General features: G+C 25.4%; 27 protein-coding genes and 1 pseudogene. 27 read left to right on the top strand and 1 reads right to left on the bottom strand.

Annotated features, from left to right (window positions below; translation table 11 throughout):
• Positions 1-99: 99 nt before the first annotated feature.
• Entirely contained in the window at positions 100-963 is an 864-nt protein-coding gene (gene glcT, locus EGD97_RS08925) for a glucose PTS transporter transcription antiterminator GlcT (protein ID WP_127837096.1), read from the bottom strand.
• 263 nt (positions 964-1,226) lie between these two features.
• Here glcT and EGD97_RS08920 point away from each other — a divergent pair, with 263 nt between their 5' ends.
• The 27 genes and pseudogenes from EGD97_RS08920 (at position 1,227) to EGD97_RS08795 (ending at position 26,347) form a co-directional block, all read left to right on the top strand.
• Positions 1,227-1,499 (top strand): YaaL family protein, encoded by a 273-nt coding sequence (locus EGD97_RS08920; protein WP_127837095.1) that lies wholly within the window; start codon positions 1,227-1,229, stop codon positions 1,497-1,499.
• 78 nt (positions 1,500-1,577) lie between these two features.
• Positions 1,578-1,832, top strand: coding sequence for a pro-sigmaK processing inhibitor BofA family protein (locus EGD97_RS08915; protein ID WP_127837094.1), 255 nt, complete (start codon positions 1,578-1,580; stop codon positions 1,830-1,832).
• A gap of 310 nt (positions 1,833-2,142) precedes the next feature.
• Positions 2,143-2,787 carry a sugar transferase gene (locus EGD97_RS08910; RefSeq protein ID WP_265936969.1) on the top strand — a complete coding sequence of 215 codons (645 nt, stop codon included), beginning with the start codon at positions 2,143-2,145 and terminating at the stop codon, positions 2,785-2,787.
• A gap of 10 nt (positions 2,788-2,797) precedes the next feature.
• Complete coding sequence (wecB, locus tag EGD97_RS08905) at positions 2,798-3,952, top strand: non-hydrolyzing UDP-N-acetylglucosamine 2-epimerase (protein WP_127837092.1); 1,155 nt, start codon at positions 2,798-2,800, stop codon at positions 3,950-3,952.
• Positions 3,953-3,964: 12 nt separating this feature from the next.
• The gene (locus EGD97_RS08900) at positions 3,965-5,344 is read left to right on the top strand and encodes a nucleotide sugar dehydrogenase (RefSeq protein WP_127837091.1); all 1,380 of its coding nucleotides are present in this window, start codon (positions 3,965-3,967) and stop codon (positions 5,342-5,344) included.
• A 25-nt stretch (positions 5,345-5,369) separates the two neighbouring features.
• Complete coding sequence (cps2T, locus tag EGD97_RS08895; protein WP_127837090.1) at positions 5,370-6,527, top strand: beta 1-4 rhamnosyltransferase Cps2T; 1,158 nt, start codon at positions 5,370-5,372, stop codon at positions 6,525-6,527.
• A gap of 54 nt (positions 6,528-6,581) precedes the next feature.
• Entirely contained in the window at positions 6,582-7,874 is a 1,293-nt protein-coding gene (locus EGD97_RS08890) for a glycosyltransferase family protein (protein WP_127837089.1), read from the top strand.
• A gap of 22 nt (positions 7,875-7,896) precedes the next feature.
• Positions 7,897-8,112, top strand: a complete 216-nt coding sequence (locus tag EGD97_RS12510) for a hypothetical protein (protein WP_205693977.1) — start codon at positions 7,897-7,899, stop codon at positions 8,110-8,112.
• Between the two features lie 220 nt (positions 8,113-8,332).
• On the top strand, positions 8,333-8,518 hold the full coding sequence (locus EGD97_RS12505; protein ID WP_205693975.1) for an LbetaH domain-containing protein: 186 nt from the start codon (positions 8,333-8,335) through the stop codon (positions 8,516-8,518).
• Positions 8,519-8,600: 82 nt separating this feature from the next.
• Positions 8,601-9,977: a glycosyltransferase gene (locus tag EGD97_RS08880; RefSeq protein WP_127837088.1), complete on the top strand. Its 1,377-nt coding sequence runs from the start codon at positions 8,601-8,603 to the stop codon at positions 9,975-9,977.
• A gap of 206 nt (positions 9,978-10,183) precedes the next feature.
• Complete coding sequence (locus tag EGD97_RS08875; protein ID WP_127837087.1) at positions 10,184-11,050, top strand: hypothetical protein; 867 nt, start codon at positions 10,184-10,186, stop codon at positions 11,048-11,050.
• On the top strand, positions 11,025-11,231 hold the full coding sequence (locus EGD97_RS08870; protein WP_127837086.1) for an LbetaH domain-containing protein: 207 nt from the start codon (positions 11,025-11,027) through the stop codon (positions 11,229-11,231). Before EGD97_RS08875 ends, EGD97_RS08870 begins: the two co-directional genes overlap by 26 nt.
• A gap of 434 nt (positions 11,232-11,665) precedes the next feature.
• On the top strand, positions 11,666-12,919 hold the full coding sequence (locus tag EGD97_RS08865) for an O-antigen ligase family protein (RefSeq protein ID WP_127837085.1): 1,254 nt from the start codon (positions 11,666-11,668) through the stop codon (positions 12,917-12,919).
• Positions 12,920-13,385: 466 nt separating this feature from the next.
• Complete coding sequence (locus EGD97_RS08860; protein ID WP_164850190.1) at positions 13,386-14,444, top strand: TDP-N-acetylfucosamine:lipid II N-acetylfucosaminyltransferase; 1,059 nt, start codon at positions 13,386-13,388, stop codon at positions 14,442-14,444.
• 14 nt (positions 14,445-14,458) lie between these two features.
• Positions 14,459-15,031, top strand: coding sequence for an acyltransferase (locus tag EGD97_RS08855; RefSeq protein WP_127837083.1), 573 nt, complete (start codon positions 14,459-14,461; stop codon positions 15,029-15,031).
• The gene (locus EGD97_RS08850; RefSeq protein ID WP_127837082.1) at positions 15,028-16,149 is read left to right on the top strand and encodes a DegT/DnrJ/EryC1/StrS family aminotransferase; all 1,122 of its coding nucleotides are present in this window, start codon (positions 15,028-15,030) and stop codon (positions 16,147-16,149) included. The genes EGD97_RS08855 and EGD97_RS08850 overlap by 4 nt, the downstream gene beginning before the upstream one ends.
• A gap of 29 nt (positions 16,150-16,178) precedes the next feature.
• On the top strand, positions 16,179-17,636 hold the full coding sequence (locus tag EGD97_RS08845; protein WP_127837081.1) for a lipopolysaccharide biosynthesis protein: 1,458 nt from the start codon (positions 16,179-16,181) through the stop codon (positions 17,634-17,636).
• 208 nt (positions 17,637-17,844) lie between these two features.
• Positions 17,845-17,997, top strand: coding sequence for a sugar phosphate nucleotidyltransferase (locus EGD97_RS12605; protein WP_228202004.1), 153 nt, complete (start codon positions 17,845-17,847; stop codon positions 17,995-17,997).
• Between the two features lie 328 nt (positions 17,998-18,325).
• Positions 18,326-19,230, top strand: a pseudogene (locus EGD97_RS08835) (dTDP-glucose 4,6-dehydratase); the annotation flags it as partial.
• Positions 19,231-19,846: 616 nt separating this feature from the next.
• Entirely contained in the window at positions 19,847-20,524 is a 678-nt protein-coding gene (locus EGD97_RS08830; protein ID WP_127837080.1) for a hypothetical protein, read from the top strand.
• A 137-nt stretch (positions 20,525-20,661) separates the two neighbouring features.
• Entirely contained in the window at positions 20,662-21,339 is a 678-nt protein-coding gene (locus tag EGD97_RS08825; RefSeq protein WP_127837079.1) for a YveK family protein, read from the top strand.
• A gap of 12 nt (positions 21,340-21,351) precedes the next feature.
• Complete coding sequence (locus tag EGD97_RS08820; protein WP_127837078.1) at positions 21,352-22,020, top strand: CpsD/CapB family tyrosine-protein kinase; 669 nt, start codon at positions 21,352-21,354, stop codon at positions 22,018-22,020.
• An 18-nt stretch (positions 22,021-22,038) separates the two neighbouring features.
• Positions 22,039-22,806 (top strand): tyrosine-protein phosphatase, encoded by a 768-nt coding sequence (locus tag EGD97_RS08815; RefSeq protein WP_127837077.1) that lies wholly within the window; start codon positions 22,039-22,041, stop codon positions 22,804-22,806.
• Positions 22,807-22,928: 122 nt separating this feature from the next.
• The gene (locus tag EGD97_RS08810) at positions 22,929-23,741 is read left to right on the top strand and encodes an SGNH/GDSL hydrolase family protein (RefSeq protein ID WP_164850189.1); all 813 of its coding nucleotides are present in this window, start codon (positions 22,929-22,931) and stop codon (positions 23,739-23,741) included.
• 154 nt (positions 23,742-23,895) lie between these two features.
• Positions 23,896-24,486, top strand: a complete 591-nt coding sequence (locus EGD97_RS08805; RefSeq protein ID WP_127837075.1) for a hypothetical protein — start codon at positions 23,896-23,898, stop codon at positions 24,484-24,486.
• Between the two features lie 35 nt (positions 24,487-24,521).
• A complete protein-coding gene (locus tag EGD97_RS08800; RefSeq protein WP_127837074.1) occupies positions 24,522-25,679 on the top strand; it encodes a signal peptidase I in 1,158 nt (385 codons plus the stop codon).
• Positions 25,680-25,702: 23 nt separating this feature from the next.
• Positions 25,703-26,347, top strand: a complete 645-nt coding sequence (locus EGD97_RS08795; protein WP_127837073.1) for a hypothetical protein — start codon at positions 25,703-25,705, stop codon at positions 26,345-26,347.
• Positions 26,348-26,380 lie beyond the last annotated feature (33 nt).

Below are 26,380 nucleotides of genomic sequence, written 5' to 3'. Positions count from 1 at the left end.
TCGGTTACACGCTGTAAAAACCTATAAATATTTACACACTCATAATATAATATATTTTATAAATAATCAATACATTTTTAAAATTTTATATTAAAATAATTAACTATTTTTCTTTTCAGTTTCAGCTACTCTAAGTCTTTCTATATGCATTGCTAAATAAGCTATTTCACCTTCACTAATATTTTTTTCTAGACCTTTAGATAATATTTTTGAAACATCTTTAGATATTTTATAAGATAATTTATATTTAGATTTTATTTCTTTTATAAAATCATTTTTAATAGGTATATCTAAAAGTACTCTTTTTATTGCAAATTTTAGATGAGTTAAAAATCTAGCATAATCTAAAGAATTTTTATCTATTTCTATAGCTAGTTTTTCTTCTATATGTTTAACTATTGAATTTATTAAATAGGTGTTCTTTATTGTATTGGATACCTTACCAGAATTTCTAGCAGAATGAATATGTAATGCTATAAATCCAATTTCACTTTCTGGTATAGTTATATTTTTTTCTGTTTCTAAAATCTTTATAGCTTTCTTTGCTAATTCATATTCTTTTGGATAAAGTGCCTTTATTTCCACAAGAAATGGATTTTCTATTTCATCTTTATTTGAAAGTCTCATTATTGCAAAATTTAAATGATCTACTAATGCAATATGAATTCTTTCATTTAATTCCTCATTTAATTCACTTGCAATATAAGATATTATTTTTTCACATAAAGAAATAAATTCTTCATCAACATTTTCCACTACTTCTTCAAAGTTTCTTAAATTATCTTCATCTTCAATAACAAATACTTTTTCTACTTTAGTACCTTTTTCAATTTTATCTCCAGCTTTTTTACCAAATCCAATACCTTTGCTAAATAATATTCTTTCTAATCCATTCATTTTTACAGAAATTATATTATTATTATAAGTTTTAATTACAATTGCTGAATCAGTAATTATTTTCATATTATCACCTTTTTACCTATAAATTTAGTGATGTATTAAATATGCTAATTAATATAAATATTCAAAAAAAAATAAAATATATTTTATTTTTGCAAAGAAAATTGCTATTTTAAACTATGGCTACATTAAATTTTGAAGATATGGATATATACACATTAATACTAACTTAATATAAATATATTGTAAAGTTTAAATTTTGAATACAATTTCTATTTTATGTCAACAATTTAAATATAATAAAGTTGATAAAAATGGAGGATATTATGAATAGGCTGGCTATAATAGAATATTTATTTAAAAAAAATACTTATACTGAAGATGAAAAAGAACTTATAAAATCTATAGAAGATGCTAAATATGAACTGGAAATAGCAAGACAGAACTTTGACATAGCTTTTGATCCTCAGCTTATAGACTATGCAATATATAAAGAAAATGCAGCAAAGGTAAGGCTTTCGTATCTTTTAAAACAGGCAAAAGATAAAGAAATTCAAGTAGATGCAAGTTTTATGATTGATGAATTTAAAGCAATATGATACCTAAATATAGTATTATAATTTAACCCCTTGAATATAAATATTGTATAATATATTATAAGCTTAAGGGGTGATATAATGGAATACATGGGGTATTTTATAATTGCAGTTATAGCAATTTTTCTTATAATTAAAATATTTTCTTGGCCAATAAAGTTGTTTTTTAAACTTTTAGCCAATACAATTTTAGGAGTTATAATGCTTTTTGCTGTAAATTTCATAGGAGCCTATTTTAAATTTTACATAGGTATAAACTTAGTAACAGCTTTAATAGCAGGATTTTTAGGTGTTCCGGGAGTTATATTTCTTATAATATTTAAATTATTTTTATAAAAAGCTGCCAAGTACTTGGCAGTTTTTTATATATTTTTTATAGACATAATTCGACATTTTAATTACAAAATATAAATTTTTAATATATAAATAGCCCGAGAAAAGGGCGTTATATTTTAATTATGTCAAATTATACATTTGATGAAATATATAATTTATTGTAAAATAAATTATATAAGAGTTATATAAAAGTTTTTACAGATATAAAATTACAAAAACTTTTATAAAAAATAATTTTAATAGATTAAATATGGGTTTATAAAGAATTTATGGGGGGATTTAATTGCAAAAAATAGAAAGTCAAAGTGATGTGCAGTATGATGTAAAAATAAAAGAAAACTTTGAAAAATCTCAAATATATTATGTAATAAAAAGAACACTTGATATTTTGGGATCTTTTTTTGGAATTGTAATTTTAAGCCCTTTAATGATAATTATAGCTGTTTTAATAAAAATAGGATCTCCAGGTCCTGTTATTTTTTCGCAGGATAGAATAGGGCAAAATGGCAAGACATTTAAAATGTATAAATTCAGATCTATGGTTCAAAATGCTGAAGAACTTTTAAATAAACTTAAAGATAAAAATGAAATGTCTGGACCAATGTTTAAAATAAAGGATGATCCAAGAATAACAAAAATAGGTAAATTTATAAGAAAGACAAGCATAGACGAACTTCCTCAGTTATTTAATGTATTAAAAGGGGACATGTCTTTGGTTGGGCCAAGACCAAGCCTTCCTAGAGAAGTAGACCAATTTTCAGATTATCATAAGCAAAGATTAATAGCTAAACCAGGGTTAACTTGTTATTGGCAGGTTATGGGAAGAAACAACATAGGTTTTGACGAATGGATGGAATTAGATTTAAAGTACATAAAAGAAAGAAATACTTGGATTGATATAAAGCTTATATTTAAGACATTTTTTGTATTATTTGGAGATGAAAATGCAAGATAGGAGATAGAATATGGAAAAAATAAAAATAATGACTATATTTGGGACAAGACCTGAGGCTATTAAAATGGCACCTTTGGTAAAAGAGCTAGAAAAACATAAAGAAATAGAATCAAAGGTTTGCGTTACAGGTCAACATAGGGAAATGCTTGATCAAGTTTTAGAACTATTTAATATAAAGCCAAATTATGATTTAAATATAATGAAAACAAAACAAACATTAACAGGGATAACTTGCAGAGTAATAGAAAGCTTAGAAGAACTATTTAATGAATATACTCCAGATATGGTTTTAGTTCATGGAGATACAACAACAACCTTTGCAGCTTCTTTAGCTGCATTTTATAAGCAAATCAAGGTAGGTCATGTAGAGGCTGGATTAAGAACAGGTGATAAGTACTTTCCGTTTCCTGAGGAAATGAACAGAAAGTTAACAGGTGCTATAGCTGATATGCATTTTGCACCTACATCTGGTTCAAAAAATAACCTTTTAAAAGAGGGTATAAATGAATTGGATATATTTGTAACAGGAAATACAGTTATAGATGCAATGGATACAACTGTTGAGGAAAATTATTTGTTTAATTCAGAGGAATTAAATGATATTGATTTTAATAGTAAAAAGGTAATTATGGTTACAGCCCATAGAAGAGAAAACTGGGGCGAAGGAATAGAGAATATTTGTTTAGCTCTTAAGGATATAGTTACTAAGAATGAAGATGTGGAAATTGTATATCTAGTTCATCTAAATCCAGTGGTGAAAGATGTAGTAGAAAAACATTTAAGTGGCTTACATAGAGTTCATTTATTACCACCTCAAGATACAAAAGAGACACATAACTTAATGAATAAGTGTTTTATGGTTATGACTGATTCTGGTGGACTTCAAGAAGAGGCGCCACACCTTGGAAAGCCTGTATTAGTTTTAAGAGATGTTACTGAAAGACCGGAAGCTGTTGAGGCGGGTACTGTTAAGCTTGTAGGAACGGATAGAGAGATTATTGTAAAAACTGCTGAAGAAATTTTAGAAGCAGCAGAAGTTTATAAAGAAATGAGTAATGCTATAAATCCATATGGAGATGGTAAAGCATCACGAAGAATAGTGCAAGCTATACTTTATGGCTTTCAGAAAGTAGAGAACAAACCAGATGAATTTATTGTAAAATAGGAGGATATGAATATGGAAATGATTAAAGCAAAGGGTATTGAAGATAAAAAAATATTTATGGAACAGTTTAACGAAAATATAGCTGATGATTCAGTAAATAAAAGAGTATGTGTATTTGGACAAGGGTTTGTAGGTTTACCTTTAACTTTAAGTTTTGCATTTAGAGGATGTAAAACTATAGGCGTTGATGTAGATGAAAATTTAGTCCAACAAACAAATGATGGAATTACACATCATACAGAAGAATTTCATGGTATAACAATTAAAGAAGTTTTAAATATGGAATTACAAGAAGGAAGATATATAGCTACTACAAATGGGGATAAAGCTGTTAAAGAGAGCAATAATATAATAGTGACAGTAGGTATTCCTATAAAAAATGGTGAGTATATAACCGACTATCTTGAAGATGCATGTAGAACTATTGGAAGAAATCTAAAAAAAGGTGATCTAGTTATAATAAGAAGTACAGTAATACCAGGAACTACAGAAGGCTTGTGTATGCCTATACTTGAAGAAGAATCTGGATTAAAGGCAGGAGAGGATTTCTATTTAGCATATGCTTCAGAAAGAATAGCAGAAGGGTTAGCTTTTGATGAGTTTGCCAATATGCCTACTATTGTTGGTGCAGTAAATGAAGAAAGCTTAAAAAGAGCAATAGATTTATTAAGTATAGTTTGTAAAGCAGAAGTTATAGCTGCAACTAATATAAAGGTAGTGGAAACATCAAAGGTTTTTGAAAATGTTCAAAGAGATGTAAATATAGCAATGTCACAAGAATTTGCTAGATTTACAGAAGCTTTAGGAATAGATATATTTGAAGTAGTTAAATTAGCTAATACTCATAAAAGAGTTAATTTATTGATACCAGGACCAGGAGTTGGTGGATATTGTATACCAAATGCATATCACTATATAGCTCCAAAAGCTAAAGAGATGAATGTAAATATGGATATACTTAAATTAGCTAGAGAAAAAAATGCAGTATTGCCTGAATTTATAGTAAATACAGCAGAGAATTTATTAGTGCAGCAAGGAAAAGGTCTTAAAGGAGCTAAGGTAGCAGTATTGGGACTAGCTATGAAAGATTTCTCTAATGATGATAGGATAAGTCCTCCAATAGATATTTGTAATATACTTATTGAAAAAGGAGCAGAAGTTAAGGCTTTCGATCCTGTGGTACCTACTAAATATGATTATAAGTATGATACACAAGAAGAAGTTTTAGAAGGTGCTGATGTTGTTATGATATTAGCTAAACAACATGGTATTAATTTAGATTGTAATTATATAGCAGAGTTAATGACTAAGAATGCAATATGTATAGATACAAAGGCTGTTGTTGATAAAAAAGATGCTAAGAACAATGGATTAGTTTATTGGAGAATTTAGTTAATTAATTTAGGAGAGCGGATTAATGAAGAATGTTTTTATAATAGGTTCAAAGGGGATACCAGCAAAATATGGTGGATTTGAAACTTTTGTTGATAAATTAACTGAGAAAAAGGTATCAGATGAAATAAAGTATCATGTGTCGTGTATGTCACATGATACTTCTGATGAATTTGAGTATAATAATGCAAGATGCTTTAATGTTAAGATAAAAGATGTAGGCAATGCAAATGCTATAATCTATGATATACAAGCATTAAGAATGTGCAAAAAGTATATAGAAGAAAATAATCTTAAGAATTGTATTATTTATGTTTTAGCGTGTAGAATAGGACCATTTTTATTATTTTACAAGAAACAATTACAAAAGCTTGGTATTAAGGTTTTTGTTAATCCAGATGGTCATGAGTGGAAGAGAAGTAAATGGAATTATTTCATAAGACAGTATTGGAAAATAAGTGAAAGATTAATGATAAAAAAAGCTGATTTAGTGGTTTGTGATTCAATAGGAATAGAGAGTTATATAAAAGAAGAATATAAAAAGTATAACCCTAAAACAATTTTTATAGCCTATGGTGCGGATGTAAAAGAAAACAGAGAAACTAATATAGAAAAACTTAATGCATGGTATAATAAATTTAATCTTAAAAATAATGAATATTATTTGATAGTTGGTAGATTTGTACCTGAAAATAATTATGAATTAATGATTAGAGAATTTATGGCAAGTAGTAGTAAAAAAGACTTAGTTATAATAACAAATGTAGAACAAAATAAGTTCTATGAAAAATTACAAGCAACTACTAATTTTAAAGATGATAACAGAATAAAATTTGTGGGAACTGTGTATGATCAAGAACTATTAACTAATATTAGAGAAAATGCTTATGGATATCTGCATGGACACGAAGTTGGTGGTACAAATCCATCATTATTAGAAGCACTAGCAACTACTAAACTTAATTTGTTATTAAATGTAGTATTTAATGAAGAAGTAGGAAAAGATGGTGCTTTATATTTTAATAAAGACAAAGGCAACCTAGCGGAAGTGATTGATAAAGCTGATAGATTAACGGAAGAAGAAATAAATCAATTAGGTAAAAAAGCTAAAAATAGGATAGTTAATGAATATTCGTGGGAAAGTATTGTTGAGAAATATGAAAAGTTATTTATAGTAGATTAAGATATGTTAATTGATAAATGTTAATGTGTATATTATTTTTTTGAGGTGAAAGTTTTGAGAATATTACTAATAGCAACCTATCTTCCACCATATAGTGGATCGGGAAATATAAGGTTATTAAATTATATAAATTATTTAAGTAGATTGGGTAACAAAGTAGATGTAGTTGGTGTTGAATATCCCAAAAATTCTATTGCTTATGATGAAACATTAGAAGATGTATTTGATAATGAAGTAGATATTTATAGGGTTAAGCCAGGATTTTTCTATAATTTATTCAATAGAAAAAAAGTAGTACAAGCAAATGAAGAAAAAAACACTGCAACAGAATCGTTAAATAGATTTAAGTCTAAGATAAATCATTTTATAAAAACAACATTTTTAATTCCGGATGCCTTTGTTGGATGGATAAAACCAGCTTATAAAGTTTCTTCCGAATTAATATCTAAGAACAAATATGATTTGATTTTTACAATTCATGAAACCCCATCAAGCCACATTGTAGGATATAAACTAAAAAAGAAATTCAAGGATTTAAAATGGGTGGGCTATTGGAGTGATCCTTGGAATGGTGATAGTGTACTAAGAAATAAAAATTCTTTTATTAAGAAAACTATCGATGAATACCTTGAATTAAAAGTTGTAAAAAGCGTAGATAAACTATTGTTTACTACTAAATCTACAAGGGAAATGTACATTAATAAATATAAGTTAAGCGAATCTAAAGCAGATATAATTTATAGAGGTTATGAGAAAGAGTTATATGAAAAATTAGAAAAAAATAATAAGATACCAAATGGATTTGAAAATGACAAATTAAATATAGTTCACACAGGAACTATATATAAAGAATTAAGAGATGTTAAGCCATTATATAAGGCTTTGAAGTTATTAAAGGAAAATAATTTTGAGATATTTAATAAGTTAAATATAATTTTTGTTGGGCAGTTTACTGACAAAGAAGATGAAGTGCTTCTTAGCAGGTTAGAATGCGTAAAAATAGTAAATTATCTACCATTTGAGGAGGCAATGCAATACGTAGTTAATGCGGATATTCTGTTGTTATATGGTAATAAAAATAGCACGCAAGTCCCTGGTAAATTATATGAATATATAGGAAGTAAATCTATAATTTTAACAATATTAGGCTGTGAAAAAGATGAGCTTAAAGAAATAATGCAGAATATTGATAAAGGTCCAATTATTTTAAATGATAGCGAAATTATTAGTAGTGAGATAATAAATCTTATTAATACTAAAGATAAAGCTAATAAATGGAATAGAAGATGTTCAGAATTTGAATGGTCCAAGGTTGTATTAGATCTTCAAAATAAATTAATTAATTAACTAACTGCTTGTTGGAGGAAAAATGATTAAATTATTAAGTTCTATTGTTTCACGAATAAAAAAAGAAGAATATAAATTAAACGAGAATATAAAAACAAATGATTTATTAATTATATTACTTAATAGAATATCATTTATGGTAAGAGGAATATTTAGAAGATTTGGATTTAAAAGTTGTGGGAAATTAGTTTTTGTGGGGAAAAAGTTATGCTATTTCATAAGAACAGAATTAGGTTAGGGAATGGTGTTACACTAGGTAATAACGTGGAGATAAATACATTGTTTGTTAATGGAGTAGTAATTGGTAACAATTTCAATTTAGGAAGCTTTTCAGTAATTAGATGTACTGTAAGTTTCAAAAAACTTGGCAAAGGTGTTAAATTGGTGACAATTGTGGCTTCGGAGACTATTGTTTCTTTGGTGTAGTTGGGGGTATACAAATAGGAGATAATGTTATCATGGAGCAAAATGTTAGGTTTCACTCAGAGAATCACAATTATTCTAGATTAGATATTCCTATTAGAATGCAAGGAGTTACAAATAAAGGAATAAATATTGAAGAAGATTGTTGGATAGGTGCAGGTGTAGTCTTTTTGGATGGTGTAACTGTTGGTAAAGGTAGCGTATCGGGGCAAATACAGTAGTAAATAAAGATATACCACCATATAGTGTAGCTGTAGGGAATCCAGTAAAAATAATAAAAAATAGAATGGACAGTGATTTAAGATGAAAATACTTCACTATACATTAGGGTTACCACCATATAGAAGTGGAGGATTAACTAAATATTCTTGTGATTTAATGATTGAACAGGCTAATAAAGGAGAGGTAGTTTATTTGCTTTACCCGGGGCATTTTAATCTATGTAACAAAACTAAAATAAAATACAATAAAATGTATAAAGGTATCTATGTATATGAAATGATTAATCCATTGCCAGTACCGTTATTAAACGGAATTAAAGATGTAGAAAAATTTATTGAAAGTAAAGATATAGAAGTATTTAAAGGTTTTATAAATAAAATATCTCCAGATGTAATTCATATACATACGTTAATGGGATTGCCAATTGAGTTTTTAGAGGCAGCAAAAGACATTGGTATAAAAATTATATTTACTACTCATGATTATTTTGGTATTTGTCCAAAGGTAAATTTAATTACAGATAAAGGACAAATATGTAATGATTATTGTAATGGGGCAAAGTGTGTGGTATGTAATAAGAAAGCATACAGTATAGGTAAAATATATTTAATGCAGTCACGAATATATAAAATACTGAAAAATATCAATAGTTTGAAAAATTTTGCTTTAAAACTTAAAAGACAAAGAACTTTGAATGTTAATCAAAATATTGAAAATATTGGGTATGTTGAAACGTACGAAATTACTGATTTTTCTTATCAATATGTAAAACTTAGAAATTATTATTTGAATATTTTACAAAAGGTAGACTATTTTCATTTTAATAGTTCAGTTGCAAAATCTGAGTATGAGAAATATGTGAAATGTAAGGGAGAAATTATTAATATAACTCATAAAGATATAAAAGATAATAGGCAAGAAAAGAGTTTTTCTAATGAAAAGCAATTGAGAATAGGATACTTAGGACCTACTGAAAAATATAAAGGATTTAATCTATTAACCAATGCATTAAAGGCGCTTAATAAAGAGGGGATTGAAAATTTTAGATTAGATGTATATGGAAATAAATATAAGCTTAATGTAGATGTGAATAATACGTTTTTTCATGGTAAATATAATTACAGTGAACTAAGGAATATTTTTAATAATATAGATGTATTAATAGCTCCCAGTATCTGTAAAGAAACTTATGGATTTATAGTATTAGAAGCTATGAGTTACGGAATTCCTGTAATTGTTACTAATTGTGTGGGGGCAAAAGATTTGATTGAAGATAACATAAGTGGATTTATTGTTGAATCTAACGAAAATAGCATTAAAGAAATAATAATAAGTTTAATGGATAGTAAACAATTATTACAAGATGTGGCTAGAAATCTTTTAAGTATTGAGTTACCTTTAGATTTTGGTGAGCATGTAGGAAGAGTAATAGAATTATATAAAGGTGGATTATATTAGAAAATAAATATTAATACATTGCTTAGGTTATATAAATATAATAAACATAAAGGCAGGTAAGTATGGATAAGTTTAATTTGGTTATTAACAATAATATTATTGCTAATTTACAAGAGAGAATATTTGTATAAAGGATATTTATTATTAATATTAAGTGTTCCATTCAATGATAATATATATAATTACATTTTTAATACATTCATTAGTTGTTATATATATATTTATTTAGGGAAAAACTAATATCAATAATTTATGATGAAAAACTTATAGGTTGGTGGGGGTATTCCAGGGTTGGATTTTCAAATGCAACTAATATGATAATAGCACCTATAATACTGATATTAGACAATATAATTGGTAATAAAAATATTAAGATACTTATAATTATTAGTTCTATTATAACAGCACTTATTTCTCAAAATAGAGGTATAATAGCAACATATATAGCTGTTTTAATTATCTGCATTATATTAAACAATTTTAATAAAAAGAGAAAACTAACATTAGTGATGCTTTTCTTTACAACCATAATGTGCATAATGGTTTTTGTAGCATTTAAAAGTGATATATTAAATGCTGTAATTAGCTCTAATAATCAAATAATAAGTAGATTTGGAGAAATATTTAATGGTGGTGCGGCATCTGGTCAGGTAAGAGTAGTTACAAATTCTCTAAATAGAGTTTTTATTGAGTCAAGTAAATATATGGGGGTAGGGCTAGGAATATTACTAGAATTATATAATACCGATTATTTAGCATCTTCTATTAGCTTATTTATTGATAATGGTTTTTTAACACTCCTTATAAAAATGGGGATAGTAACAATGTTTTTTGTTGCAATAGCCATAGTTATTTGTATTATTAATGTAATTAAATATAGTTCGTATAGGGTATCAAATAGAATAGGTATACTTAGTATTTTAATATTATATTTACTTATATCAGGTTTTATAACTGCACAATTAATTTATTCTTCTCCTGTAAGTTCATTAGCGGTTTTAAGCAGTATTATTTTATTACAAAAAAGGTTAAATAGTAATACTAATAATGAAAGTTACAATTATTCAAATTAATGAGGTAAGGGTTGAGTGTATTGAAATTTTTACATGTTATGTTGGTAGTGGAGTTATAATATTATATGGAGTTACAATAGGAGAAGGTTCCGTTATAGCAGCAAGAACATTAGTAACTGAAGATGTTCCTAAGTACAGTAAGATATATGACAATAGAGATAAGGTAATAACTAAAAGATGATATTAAAATGATATAGGAGAATTTAAGTGAAGAATAATATTTATAAAGGTAGGATTAGAACTTTAAATATATTTATGAATATGATGTTTATTATTTTATGCCTAATAAGTTATTCAACCTCATATAAAATATTGACATACAGTATTTTTGCCATGTATATAATTTATATTATATTTTTAGATATTGAAAATATATTGTATAATCAAGTTATATTAAGTATTATGTTAACTAGTACATATGATATAATTTGGAGAAAAACAATTATAAATATTCCAATGGAATGTAAATATGTTGTTGACTTATTAAGTATAGTATTAATATTAAAAATTATAGTTAACTATAGTAATCATAGAAACGCTATAATTTAGTGGCCAATTAATTTTTATAATATTTTATAGTATTAAAATTAAATAATAGCTTAAGGAGAAGATGCAGTGAAAAAAATAAGTGAAAAAAATATTATAATAAAACCAAGTATATTTTTTATGATGCTTATTTATCCTTTTATGCATAATATTATATTTATTAATTTTAGTAAAGGATATAATTTATTTTATCTTTCTATTAGTTTTTTATTAATGGGAGTATCAGCTAAAAATTTGTTAACAAGCAGAACACATGAGAAAATTTCTATAGGAATTAAAATAATAGCAATAATAATAATATTTGTAATAATACAAAATATTATTACAATTTATACTGCAGAAAATTTACATTTTATATTATATTTAAAACAATATGTATTTCCTATAAGTATATGCATGTTTTTTTTCAGTTACGATAAAATGTTCATTAATTCTAGTCAAATAAATGTTAAGATATATTATTTTTTTATTATAATATATATTTTGATAAATTTTATAGGTGTTTATTGTGAATTGGTTAGTAATGAATATTATATAAAGTACATACTAGGCCAATATTATTTTGTAAATAAAGGTATTAGATTTGGACAAATAAGATTTTCAGGAATGTTTTGTTGGCCTAATGCTTTTGCATATGTTACTGGTGCAATTTACTTTGTTATAATGAATTTTAAAGAAATTAACAAAATGAGATTTTTATTAATTCCCTTGATTATATTGAGTGGTAATAGAAGTGTACTTTTAGCAATATTTTTTATTGAAATTGTTGAAAATGTAATAAATTCAAGACGATACAGAATTAGGGAAATAAATATAATCATTTTTGTTATAATATTAGTGATTTTTATTAATAAAGATTATATAGTAAACTTAGTTGCAAGTGTAAATAATGAATTAGGCATGAATAAAGATAATTATAGAAGTTATATTATGAATCAAGCTATTATAATTTTCAAACAAAACTTTATTTTTGGAATTGGTTTGAACCGTTTTTCATCATTATACTTAGCAATTAGATCAAGTGATCCCATAGTATTAACTAGTTTAGCAAGTATTCCATTTTATTTATCAACTTCAGATATTTTTTATACAGTTATATGTGAAATTGGTATTGTAGGAATATCCTTTTGGATAATTATTATGTTAAAGCTAATAAAATTAAATAAATCTAAAATTATTGAATTTATTATATATTTCTTAGTAATAGCTTATTCTGATTCCAATCCCCTATCTAATTATTATACTATTGTAATGTATGCAATATTTTTTTCATACATTTTTTATATATTTAATTTAAATTTTGAAATTAATAAACAAAAGTGAAGAAAATTATGGTTAAAAAAATATAAATATAATTAAAACCTTATAATTTATAATAAAAAAATTTTTTTAATACAAAAAAATATAACTGTAATGTCTAAAATAAAGATATTTAATTTAGTAATTAAGATACAAAAGTAATGTTATATATTCATAATTAAGAAATTAAGGCATATGTTTTTGATAAATAATTTTCTTTAAAATCACATTTTTATAAAAATAGTTGAAAGTTTATTAGATAAGCTTTATTTTCCGAGTAAAAGTAAAGCATCCATTTTAATATAGAACCTAATTAACAATTATAAATATACTTTTTTATAAAGTAGCATTTTTTATATAAATAACTATAGTATATGAACATATAGATGGTTTAAAGTTTACATTAATAAGCATACATTATGCTTAAAAAAGTTTTAAAATTAAACTTTAGAATTTATTTGAATTTAAAAAGCCTAAAGAGGTGTGATTATTGAAGTATTTACACATAATGAATGAAGAAAAATTTACAATACCTTTCATAGAATTTGTAAGCAAGAATTATGAGATTGATGAACATTTTTTTTTAATAACAGGAAATAACAAGTATATAGATAGAAACAGTATAAATAAAAAAAATATATATTTTTTAAATGATGATAATTTCAATATATTGTATCTTACAAAACTAATGAATGAAAGTCAACAAATACTTATTCATGGTTTTTTTCAGAATTTTAGGTTTAAGTTATTATTGCTATTAAATTATAAAAATCTAAAAAAAGTAAACTGGATAATATGGGGCGGGGATCTGTATTATTCAAATAGTTCTATGAGTATTAAACATAAAATTAACGATATATTAAAAAAGTTTTTAGTAAAAAGATTTGGTTATGTATCTACTTTGGTAAAAACAGATTACGATGTTGCAAAAAATAAGTATAAGATTACTGGAATATATAAAAAGGCTATGTATCTAACTCCAATAAAGTTGGAGTTTTTAGATAGTATTATACCAGAATCTAAAGAATGTTGTAATATTCAAATAGGTAACTCAGCAGATATATCTAATTTACACTTAGATGTTATAGACAAACTTTCTAAGTTTAAAGATGAAAATATAAAGATATATTGTCCACTATCTTATGGGGATAAGGATTATGGTAAAAAGGTTGAGGAATATGGGAAATCTATTTTTGGAGATAAGTTTGTGGCTGTGACAGATTATATGAAGGCAGATGAATATGGAAAGTTCCTTGGTAGTATTGATATAGCTATATTTAATAACAATAGACAACAGGCATTAGGAAATATATTTGCATTAGCATACCTAGGAAAGAAAATATTTATGAGGAATGATACAACCATGTGGAAAGATCTAGTAGATGATGAGGGATATAAATTTTCATCCATAGATGAAATAGAATATATGACTTTTGAAAAGTTTATAGAAATAAATTATGATTTTATTGTATGTAATAAAGCATTAAGCAAAAATAGATTTGACGAAAAATATGCAGCTAAGGTATGGAATAATATTTTTCAGAATTAAGAGGAGTGAATTATATGAATAGTTTTTATTCGAAGGAAGAACTTGAAGATATAGGTTTTAAAAGCGTTGGACAAAATGTATTAATAAGTAGAAAAACCAGTATTTACTCTCCGAAGCATATAAGCATTGGAAATAATGTAAGAATAGATGACTTTTGTATTTTAAGTGGCAAAATAACTATAGGTAATTATGTTCATATAGCTGCTTTTTGTGGATTTTTTGGAGGAGAGGCTGGAATAACTATGAATGATTTTAGTACCATATCTTCAAGGGGATCTATCTATGCATTAACAGATGATTATTCTGGAGAATATATGACTAATCCTATGGTTAGTAGTGAATATACAAATGTAAAACAAAGTCCTGTGACAATTGGCAAACATGTAGTTATAGGTACAAATTCAACAATATTACCAGGCGTAAATATTGGAGATGGATGTGCATTTGGAGCAAGTTCATTAGTAATTAGGGATTGCAAAGAGTGGACAATTTATACTGGTATACCAGTAAAAGAACTTAGACCAAGAAAAAGGGATTTATTAAAGTATGAGAATAATATGATTTATAAAGGAGTGTATTCTAAATGAATAAATTAGAAAAACCAATTCAAGTTACAAAAGCATTTTTACCTCCATTGGAAGAGTATGTAAATATGTTGAGAGAAATATGGGAAAATAGTTGGGTTACTAACAATGGACCTTTACACAATAGATTGCAAGAGGAATTAACTAATTATTTAAAGGTATCTGATTGTACTTTATTTACAAATGGTCATTTAGCATTAGATATTGCAATAAAGGCATTAAAATTAGAAGGAGAGGTTATTACAACTCCATTTACATTTGCATCAACGACGCATGCTATAGTAATGAATAATTTAATTCCTGTTTTTTGTGATATAAATATGAGTGATTATACAATAGATGTACATAAAATAGAAGAGTTAATAACAGATAAGACTAGCGCAATAATTCCAGTACATGTATTTGGAAGCCCTTGTGATATAAATGCTATAGAAGAAATAGCAAGAAAGCATAATCTAAAAGTAATATATGATGCGGCACATGCTTTTGGTGTTGAAATAAATGGAAAAGGAATTGGTAGCTATGGAGATATATCTATGTTTTCGCTACATGCAACAAAAGTATATAATACCATTGAAGGTGGTTTATTAACGTATAATAATAGTGATTTGAAAACAAAGTTAAATCTATTAAAGAATTTTGGTATCTCTGGTTATGAAGAGGTAGATGAGATTGGATTAAATGCTAAGATGAATGAATTTCAGGCTGCCATGGGAATTTTAAATTTAAAATATATAGATGACCAAATAAGCAAAAGAAAAAATATAGCTAATATATATAGAAATGGATTAAAAAATTTAAATGGAATAAAGATGGTAGCTGATAAAAAGAATGTAGAGCATAACTACGCATATTTTCCTATAGTAATAGACGAGGGAAAGTGTGGAATAACAAGAGATCAGTTATTTGATAGTTTAAGAGAAGTAAATGTTATGACTAGAAAATATTTTTATCCATTAACAACTGAATTTGCCTGCTATAAGGGAAAATATAAAGATAATCATTTACATAACGCAAAGTATGTAGCAGAAAGAGTTCTTACTTTGCCTATATATGGTGAATTATCTGAAGAGGATGCTTATAAAATAGTTGAGTTAGTATGCAACATATTTAACAAATAAATATTTTATTAAAATTTTGGAGATTTTAAATGGAAGACAAATCTTTGGTTAAAAAATTTATTTCATATGGAGTTGGAAGTATAGTAACATTATTAATTGGTTTTTTTACCTCTCCGATAATTACTAGATTAATAAATCCTAATGAGTTTGGAAAATTTTCCATGTTTACAATGTTCACAAGTGTTGTTTCAATAGTAGTTGTTTGTGGATTAGATCAATCTTTTGTTAGATTTTTCTATGAAGAAAAAGAAGAGTCAAGATCAAAGTTATTGCTATATAGCTTAGAAATACCGATTTTGATTAATATTATTTTTTCGATTATTGTATTATTATTTAGCTCAAAAATATCTTTTTTGCTTTTTCAAGCGGAAAGTTTTGAGATGATAGTACTGTTAGTTATAAATAATACAATATTATTAATTAATAGATTTGCCATATTAGTTATAAGAATGCAACAAAAAAGTAAGCTATACTCTTTATTGCAGATATATCAAAAAATAGCATATATTATTTTTGTTTTACTTTTGGTTGTACCTTTTAATAAAGATTTTAGAACTCTAGTTTATGCAACGACATTTTCAAATCTTATAGTAACTTTTTATGCAATAATCTTAGAAAAAAATTTTTGGACAAATATGTTTTTGAAAGACATTAAAACTAAGAATACGAAATTAGAAATAATTAAATATGGATTACCATTAGTATTTACTTTTTTAATAACATGGTTATTTCAATCTATAGATAGAATAGCAATACAAAAATATTCAGGATTTGAAGAACTTGGAGTATACAGTGCAGCTTTTACAATTATTTCTTTGTTGAATGCTGTACAAACAACATTTACCACATTTTGGGTTCCGGTAGCTTATGAAGAATATGAGAATAATTCAAACAATAAAGATTTTTTTGTTAAAGTAAATAGAATAGTAACTGTGAGTATGTTCTATCTAGGAGTATTTCTTATATTATTTAAGGATATAATAGTTCTTTTATTGGGAAGTAAGTATAGAGATGCTAGCTATATAATGCCTTTTATGATATTTATGCCATTGATGTATACTATATCAGAAACAACAGTATTAGGTATAAATTTTAAAAAGAAACCCAAATATCATATATTTATAGCAGGAGCTAGTTGTTTAGTTAATATTATAGGTAATTTTATTTTAGTACCTAACTTAGGTGCTAAAGGAGCTGCTATTTCAACAGGAATTGCTTATATTGTATTTTTTACAATGAGAACATTAATATCAAAAAAATTATACAATTTTAATTATGGATTAGTTAAATTTTTTGTTTGTACGGTTAGTATGAGCATACTAGCACTTTATAGTAGCTTTTTTACCTTTAACATAGTTATTTTATTTCTAAGTTTATTTAATATTATACTTATAACAGTTCTTTATTTTGATATAATAAAATATTATTTTAATGAAGCATTAGTTACTGTTAAAAAATATAAGAACAGAAGACAGATTTTTCCGTAAAGATTGCAAATGTTATTGGTAAATTACAAATAAGTAAATTGAGTTAGATGAGTTATTGTAAAAGATTTGGTTTTCATCCGTTTATTAGTACATGTGGGAAAGAGAAAAATTTTCTACTTTGGAATGGAGCTGAGTAAAATAATAATGGAATATTATGAGATATGTATTAGCAAAAATGTGAAATTAAAAAAATAAGTTAAAAAAACAGATCATATTAACTCAAAGAGACTTAGATATGTTTAAGGAGCTTTTTGATGATGGAAGTCAATTAGGATTGACTCTAGAATATGCAATTCAATATAAACCAAGAGAACTTGCAGATGCATTTATAGTTGGAAAAAAATTTAAAACCTTCTTCTAGAGGAGAATTAGAAATAACAGCAATTAATAACTAATATTTAAAAATAGAAAAGCTTAAAATAGAGCTTTTGGTAGAAGGATAGCTTGATACAGGAACACATAGAGAGTTTTTAGATGAAGCTAATTTTGTTGAAGTTATACAAACAAGGTAAGGACTGTAGCGTGTATTGAAGAAATAGCATATAGAAAAGGATTTATAGATATAGAGCAATTCATAAAATTATCAGAACTTATTTTAAGGATTGAGTACGGAAAATATTTTATTAATATAGTTAATGAAAACAAGTAGACTTATGAAGAAGCAGCTGCTACTATATTATAGGAAATAAATGAAAACATACTCTATTTACATGTGGGGCAGGATTTATGGGTTCAACCTTTGTGCATTATATGCTTAATAAATATAATGATAGAAAGCTTATAAATTTAGATAAATTAACATATGTAGTAAATCTTGAAAATTTAAAATTGGTAGAAAATGATCTAAGATATAAATTTGTGCAAGGAGATATATAAGGTAAAGAATTAATTGAAAAGTTATTTAAATAATATGATATAGATTATGTAGTAAACTTTGGAACAGAATCTCACGTTGATAGAAGTATAAGAGAACCAGAAGTGTTTGTTAATACAAATCTATTAGGGACAGCAATACTTTTAAATACTACAAAAAATGTTTGGGAAACTAAAAATGGATTTAAAGAATGGAAAAAATATCTTCAAATTTCTACAGATGAAGTATATGGATCATTTGGCGAAACAGGTTATTTTATTGAAACTACACCAATAAATTCACACAATTAATATTCTTCAAGTAAATCAGGGGCAGATTTAGTTGTTAAAGCGTATTTTTACATATATAAAGTGCTAGTAAATATAACAATATGTTCAAATAATTATGATTCATATCAGTTTTTAGAAAAGTTAATCCTCTTATAATAAATAATTGTTTAAATAAAAGACCACTGGCATGTTTATGGCGACGGTTTAAATATAAGAGATTGGTTTTATGTTGAAGCTCATTGCAAAGTAATAGATATTGGTTATAAATAATGGTAGACTTGGTGAAGTGTACAATGTAGCTAGACATAATGAAAGGACAAATATTCATATTGTAAAAACAATAATTAAATATATTAATTAAAATATAGAGAATACAAGTGAAGAAGATTTAATAAAATATCTAGAAGATAGAAAAGGTCACGATAGAAGATCTAAAATATATCCAAGAAAAAATGTATGAAGGTAAATACAAGTTGAGCATAAATGGGACAATTTATTTTTAAAGAAACAGAAATTAAAAGAGTTTATATAATAGAAACTAAGGTTTTTGGAGAGCATAGGTGATATTTATAGAAACTTATAATTTTTGCTATATTTTTTCTTTATAAAGTTAACATTAATCGATTAGTGCATTTAGTAGATGCTACATGAAGAAAAAAATTATTGTTATTCTTGTAACTTTTATAATACTTGTAATTTGAGGAAGTTGTTTTTATACACAATTAATGTTTAACAAGGTATAAAGAACGGAGCTACCAAAGACAGATGAGGAACTTGGAATAATTTCGAAGACAGATGACAAGACTAAGGTAAATTTTGAGTAAACTGAAAAAAGGATGATATTGTTAATATTACTTTTTTGTACTACATATAATAAATTACGTTATAGTTGATTTTTTTGTATAAAAGATATCGTTGATAAGATTGCTGGGGTAACTATAGATATTAAAACAAATGAAGTAAGTTTAAGCAATGTTAGTAAGTCGGAAATTCAAAACTTAAAAGGAATTAAAGTGTGTACAATTTATTCTATTAAAAATATATTTGTTGTGGAGGAAGAAGAATATATGTATGAAGCACTAACAGTAGAAAATGCTAATAAAATAAAGCAAATTATTTTGTCTACTCAGCTTGAGAAAGAGATAGTTATTGATAAAAATAAAGTAAATATTTCTTTAAGAACTGATAGAGTAAGTGATAATCAAATAGAAGAAAATTGGGGTAATAATGAATTTTTTTTAGAAAATGAATCTAATAAAGAAGTGTTAACTGTAAATAATAAATCTTATTGGGTTTCAATAAAAGTTGGTTGGTGGAGAGATACATATAGAATAAAAAATGCTCATATTACATTAGGAACAAATTATTATGGATTTGGGAGAGGACACAATTTTTTTTCACAATTGGAACTTTCTCAAGCATTGGAAGATAAAAATAATATTTATATTGTTAAAAATATTTCCAATTTGGCAGGTGATGGATCTATTTCAAGATTAAATAGTGGTTTAAAAGATAAAGATAAAAAGCTTCAGAGAAGAAATGAACTTATAAAAAGAATTAACGGACAAGTTATTTCTTATAAAAATCTTAATTGGTTAATTGTATCGAAATTTAATAAAGAGTATCTATACAATGAGGAGAAACAATGTGAGATATTCTATTGTTTTTTAAAAGATTTTTTAGAGTATTCATTAACAATTGAAGAAATAATAGCAGAAGAAAAATTAAAAAAGAGAGATAGATAGATTGTCTATTGATTATACAAAAAAATTTTTTATACAAAATAAATATATAATAAAAAAATTCCCCAATACTTTAATCATATAAATTTATAATGTATAATATAATGGTAATTTATAATGTAACTTTAGGAGGAAAATTGATGGAACTGAAAGAATATTTAGATATTTTGAAGAAACGATGGCTTTTAATAGTAGTTATAACATTAACTGCGTCACTTCTTAGTGGTATAGTTAGTTATTTTATTATTAAGCCTACATATAAAGCAGATATTTCTGTAATAATAGGTAAACAGGAAAATGCTAATTCACAAACACCAGCTATGAGTTACAATGATGTTATGATGTATCAAAAGCTTGTAAAAACTTATAGTGAGCTTGCTAAATCAAGAACAGTTGCAGAACATGCAATTAAATCTTTAGGACTTGATATGAAGGTTTCTGACATTCAAGAAATGTTATCTGTTGCACCTAAGGGAGATACAGAGTTTTTAACTATTACAGTAAAATCAAAAGAACCTAAACAAGCTATGGATTTAGCTAATCAGATAGCAAAATCACTTAAGGAAGTAAGTTTAGATGTAAAAAAAGTGGATAATGTTCAGATATTAGATCCAGCAGAGCTGCCTGTAAGTCCAGACAGTCCTAAACCATTACTTAATATAGCTGTAGCATTTTTTCTAGGACTTATGGTTTCAGTTGGAGTAGTATTTTTACTTGAATATTTAGATAATACTGTTAAAAGTGCAAGTGATGTAGAGAAAATTCTAGATATACCAGTTATAGGTATAATTCCTGTTATTACAGAAACTGATAGATAATGAGGTGAAGGCATGCTTAATGATATGATTTCTATAAAAAATCCTAAATCTGTTGTAGCAGAGGCTTTTAGAACTTTAAGAACTAATATACAGTTTTCTTTACTTGATGAAGAAATAAAAACTGTTGTTGTTACTTCCACTAAGCCTAGTGAAGGTAAAAGTACTGTTATTTCAAATTTAGCAATTACAATGGCACAAGCAGGTAAAAAGGTTCTTTTAATAGATTGTGATTTAAGAAAACCTACTATCCATAAAAAGTTTGGAATTTCAAATCAGGAAGGACTTACAAATATTTTAGCAAAAGAAAGAAACATAAATGAAGTTATTAAAGCTTCCAATATTAATAATTTTTATATTTTAACTAGTGGGCCTATACCACCAAATCCTGCAGAGCTTTTAGGAAGCAAAAGGTTTAAAATGTTAATTAAAGAGCTTAAAGAAACATTTGATATAGTACTTTTAGATGCTCCTCCTGTTTTAGCAGTTACAGATGCTCAAATTTTATCAACAATTTGTAATGGAGTTATTTTTGTGGCAGAATATGGACAAGCCGAAAAAAATGCTATTGTAATGGGTAAAGAACTTATTGAAAAAGTTGGAGGAAAAATACTTGGAGTTGTACTTAATAAAGTTCCAACTAAATCAAGTAACTATTATTATTATAACTATGATTATAAATAAAATTAGGAGAGAAAATTAATGATAGATTTTCATAGCCATATTATTCCTAATATAGATGATGGTTCAAAAAGTTTTGATATGTCTTTAGAAATGCTTAAATTATCTTTAAGTGAAGGTATAAGATATATTTGTGCAACTTCACATTATATTCCTAATGAATTATTTACTGATAAAGAATTATATTTTCAACAATTAAATAGTTTAAATAAACTTTGTAAAGAAGAAAATATTGATATAAATATAATTCCTGCATTAGAACTTTATATGCACCCAGATCTTCCAAAGCTTTATAGTGAGAAAAAAATTTGGAGTATAAATAATAACGCATATGTTCTTATTGAGCTCCCTATGCATCAATTTCCTGTTTATACGGAAGATGTTTTATATGAACTTAAACTTCAAGGAGCAAAACCTATAATAGCTCACCCTGAAAGAAATTTTAGAATATTAGAAGATATTTCGCTTTTAGCTAATTTGGTACAACAGGGTATTTTATCTCAAGTTAATGCAGGAAGTTTAAGAGGAATATATGGTAAGGATATAAAAAGCTGTGCAGAAAAGCTTGTGGATATGAATTTAATTCATGTAGTAGGCAGTGATGCACATGATAATAAAAGAAGAACTACAAAAATAAATGATGCTTATCAAATAATAAAAGATAGAAATTCTGAGCTTTATAATTGGATTATGGATAATGAAAAAAATATTATTCAAGGATTAGATGTAGATATTTTACCTATAAAGCAGAAAAAGAAAAGAAGCATATTTTCTAAATTATTTAAATAAAAATTTTTACCCCTTGTAAGTTAGAATATGCATGACTTAAAGGGTATTTTTTTACATTATAAAAAAATGAGTAAATATGGTTTAATGTGTTCATTTTTCCAATGTGCTTAGGGGGGATAATAGTGAGTTTTTTTAAGAATACAACGTTTAAGCTTTTTCTGACTTTAATACTTTTTGCTGCTTTAATTTTAGTAATAGTATTTGGACAGAAAAAATTAGAAACACAAGCATCTTTAATTAAATCAGAAATTAGTAAAATTGAAAAAAATAACTTAAATAAAGAAGTAAGCAGTGATATTAAATATAAAGGATCAAACAGTGTAGGTGCTTTAGATAATAATAGATGGAAAAATAAAAATTGGGTTGCTCTTGGAGATAATATTACAGCTAAAAATAGTTATCAATCCGGCGTAAAGCTTTCATGTAGTATGGGGAATGTTTACACTTATGCAAGTATGGGAAATCTTATGAAGGATACGATAAAAGATATTGATTCTAATAAATTAAAAGATGCAGATATTATAACTGTATTTTCAGGTACTAGTGATTACTCTCTTAATACACCTTTAGGAACTATAAATGATGATGAAAATTCAAATACTTTTTATGGAGATTTACATAAAACTATTAAAAAAATTTTAGAATTAAAAAATGATGCTACTATAGTATTTTTTACTCCTTTAAAAAGAGGAAAGTATAAAAATTATGCAGTTTATCCTAATGCTAATGAAGCAGGTGTAAAACTGGAAGATTATGCACAAGCTATTAAAGATGTATGTAGTTCTTATAATATATTGGTTTTAGATTTATTTAAAGATAGTGGTATTGATGAAAGTAATATAAAAAAATATACAGTTGATGGATTGCACCTTAATAATTCAGGCTCTAAAAAATTAATAAAAACAATATCAGATTATTTAAATACTATCAAATAAACAAAAAAAGAAATTTCTATTTTTAGTGTAGAAATTTCTTTTTTTTACTTAAAAATTACGGAATATATGATTATAAATTTATTTGGTGGCAAGAATTGAGATAAGAATAAATTATATATTATGTTAGAGGTTTGCTCTATGGGAGTGATAGAAGGTGAGAGGCAATAAAAAATATAAAATTACATATTTTTTATTTTTAATTTTTATAATAATGCTGTTAAGTTTTATAGGCATTGGATACGCTTATTGGAATGAAAACTTAAAAATTTCTGCCTCCGTAAAAACGGCATATATGAATGTATATTTTGATGAAACTATAAGTAATCCTAATATTACTTATACTAAAGATAACAAAGTAAGCACTTCTAAAGAAAGCAATGTAGCAAATTTAAATTTTAAAATGAATAAGGGTGATAGTTATAAAGAATTTGATTTTAAAGTTATAAATGGAGGAAGTATACCAATTAGATGGAAAACTGTTGAAATACCAAAAGATGCTAATGAAAATGGAATTAGTATAATAGTATCAAGACCAATAAATAAGACATATGAAACAGGTGAAATAAGTAAAACTACTTTAAAATTTATACCTAATTGGGATGTAATTGGAGATTTAGATGAATATGAATTTAAAGTTAAAATGCCTTATAGACAATGGACATATGCTAAAAATGCAAGTGTTGGTGATGAAGGATGGGTACAATATGTTGTTGTAAACGTGAAAATAGATTTTATACATAATTAGTTAAATAAATATTTAATTTTATTTATGGAGTTTTTATGAATAGAAATATTTTAATATATTTTATATTAATTTGGGTAACTTTTATATATGTATTAGATAATATTTTTATGTTTTATTTTACTAAAAAAGCTTATTTTATATACATAATAAAGCCTTTAATGTGGCTTATAGCTGCAATTATAGTACATAGATTCCCAAAGGTAAGGTATAAAGTAAAAGTAAGATATAAAAAATTTATAATAGAATGGATTATATTATTCGCTTTATTTTATGTTACAGTTGAAATATTTATGGGATTTGTTTGTGGGTTTGCTAAAAATCCTTATAACTTAAGTTTAGTTAGAATTTTACAAAACTATATGGTATTTTTACCAATATTAATTGGACAGGAGAATGTAAGAAGCTATTTAGTTAATAGTGGACATAGATATTTATTTTTAAAAATGTTATTTGTATCATTATTATTTACTTTAATCAATATACCTTTAGATAAAATACTAAATATTAAAAATGATTTAGAAATTATACAATTTATGGGTTATATATTTCTTCCAAAGTTTTGTTTAAATATAATGTCAGTTTATCTTGTATATTTAGGAGGAGAAACATTTTCTATTTTATATATAGGAATAATAGAGGGAATTAAATATGTATTACCTATTCTTCCAAATTTAAATTTTTTAGCTTCATCTTTTATAGGTATATTTATGCCTATATTTAGTATGTTTTTTATTCAAAATATATATTTAAAAAAATCAAAAGAAATAAAAAAAAGAGAAGTATATGTATATAAGGAAAAACCTTTGAATTTTATTTTTATTACATTTACTTCGGTATTTATAATATGGTTTTTTATAGGTATTTTCCCAGTTTATCCAGCGGCTATAGCTACTGGAAGTATGAAACCATTAATAAAGCCTGGAGATATAGTATTAGTTAAAAAAATAAAAGATAATGATATTAATGCTGGAGATATTATACAGTATAAAAATGATAATGTTTATGTATTTCATAGAGTTATTGAAATTGTAGAAGAAGAAAATGAAATAAAATATGAAACTAAAGGAGATAACAATCAATCACCAGATAGTAAATTAGTATCAAGTGATATGATAAAAGGAAAAGTTATAAAAATAATACCTAATGCTGGATGGCCTGTTTTGATTATTAAAAACAGTAAAGAAAATATTTAATATAAAAATTGAGGAGAAATTATATGAGAAAAACAAGAATATTAATATTAATTTTAATTATTAGTCTTTTTTTAATGGAAGCAGGTTATGCTCAATGGACAGAAAATATTGCAGTAAATAATACAGTAAAAGTAGGTGAACTCTCAGGAACATTTACAGAGGCTTCTATTATACCAGATGATTATATAGAAGTTACTCAGCCAGATCTATATGAAAATTCAAATGTAAATTCTATTTTGTGTGAAGTTTCTAATTTTTATCCAGGTGGGGGAGCTACTTTAAATACAGTTTTTAAAAATGATGGTACTATTCCATCAAAGATTACATCTATAACTATTCAAAGTGATGGAAATGAAGCTGTGCCAAGTGGATATACTAATCTTAATGATTTATCAAAATTTACAGTAAAAAGTGGTGAATTTATAGTTGATAAATATGGAACTGAAAATGATTTATATATTGACTTAAAAGATAAAAGTCTTAATGAACTTGAAAAATTTTTAAACGAAAATATTAAAGCCAATTCTATGGTGTTAGAGCCATCAAAAGGAAATGAACCAGAAACTGTAAAATTTTCTAATTTTCATTTTATTTTGAATAATAACGATGAAACATCAGAAAAAAGTATATGTAGATTTACTATTAATATAAATTTAGGACAAAATTAAATGTACTAAATTTTTGTATTTAAATATTAGTTT

The organism is Clostridium prolinivorans, assembly GCF_004011155.1.
Classification (GTDB): Bacteria; Bacillota; Clostridia; order Clostridiales; family Clostridiaceae; genus Clostridium_AT; species Clostridium_AT prolinivorans.
Note: the sequence above shows the minus strand (reverse complement) of the source record. Positions and strands in the feature narration are given on the sequence as shown.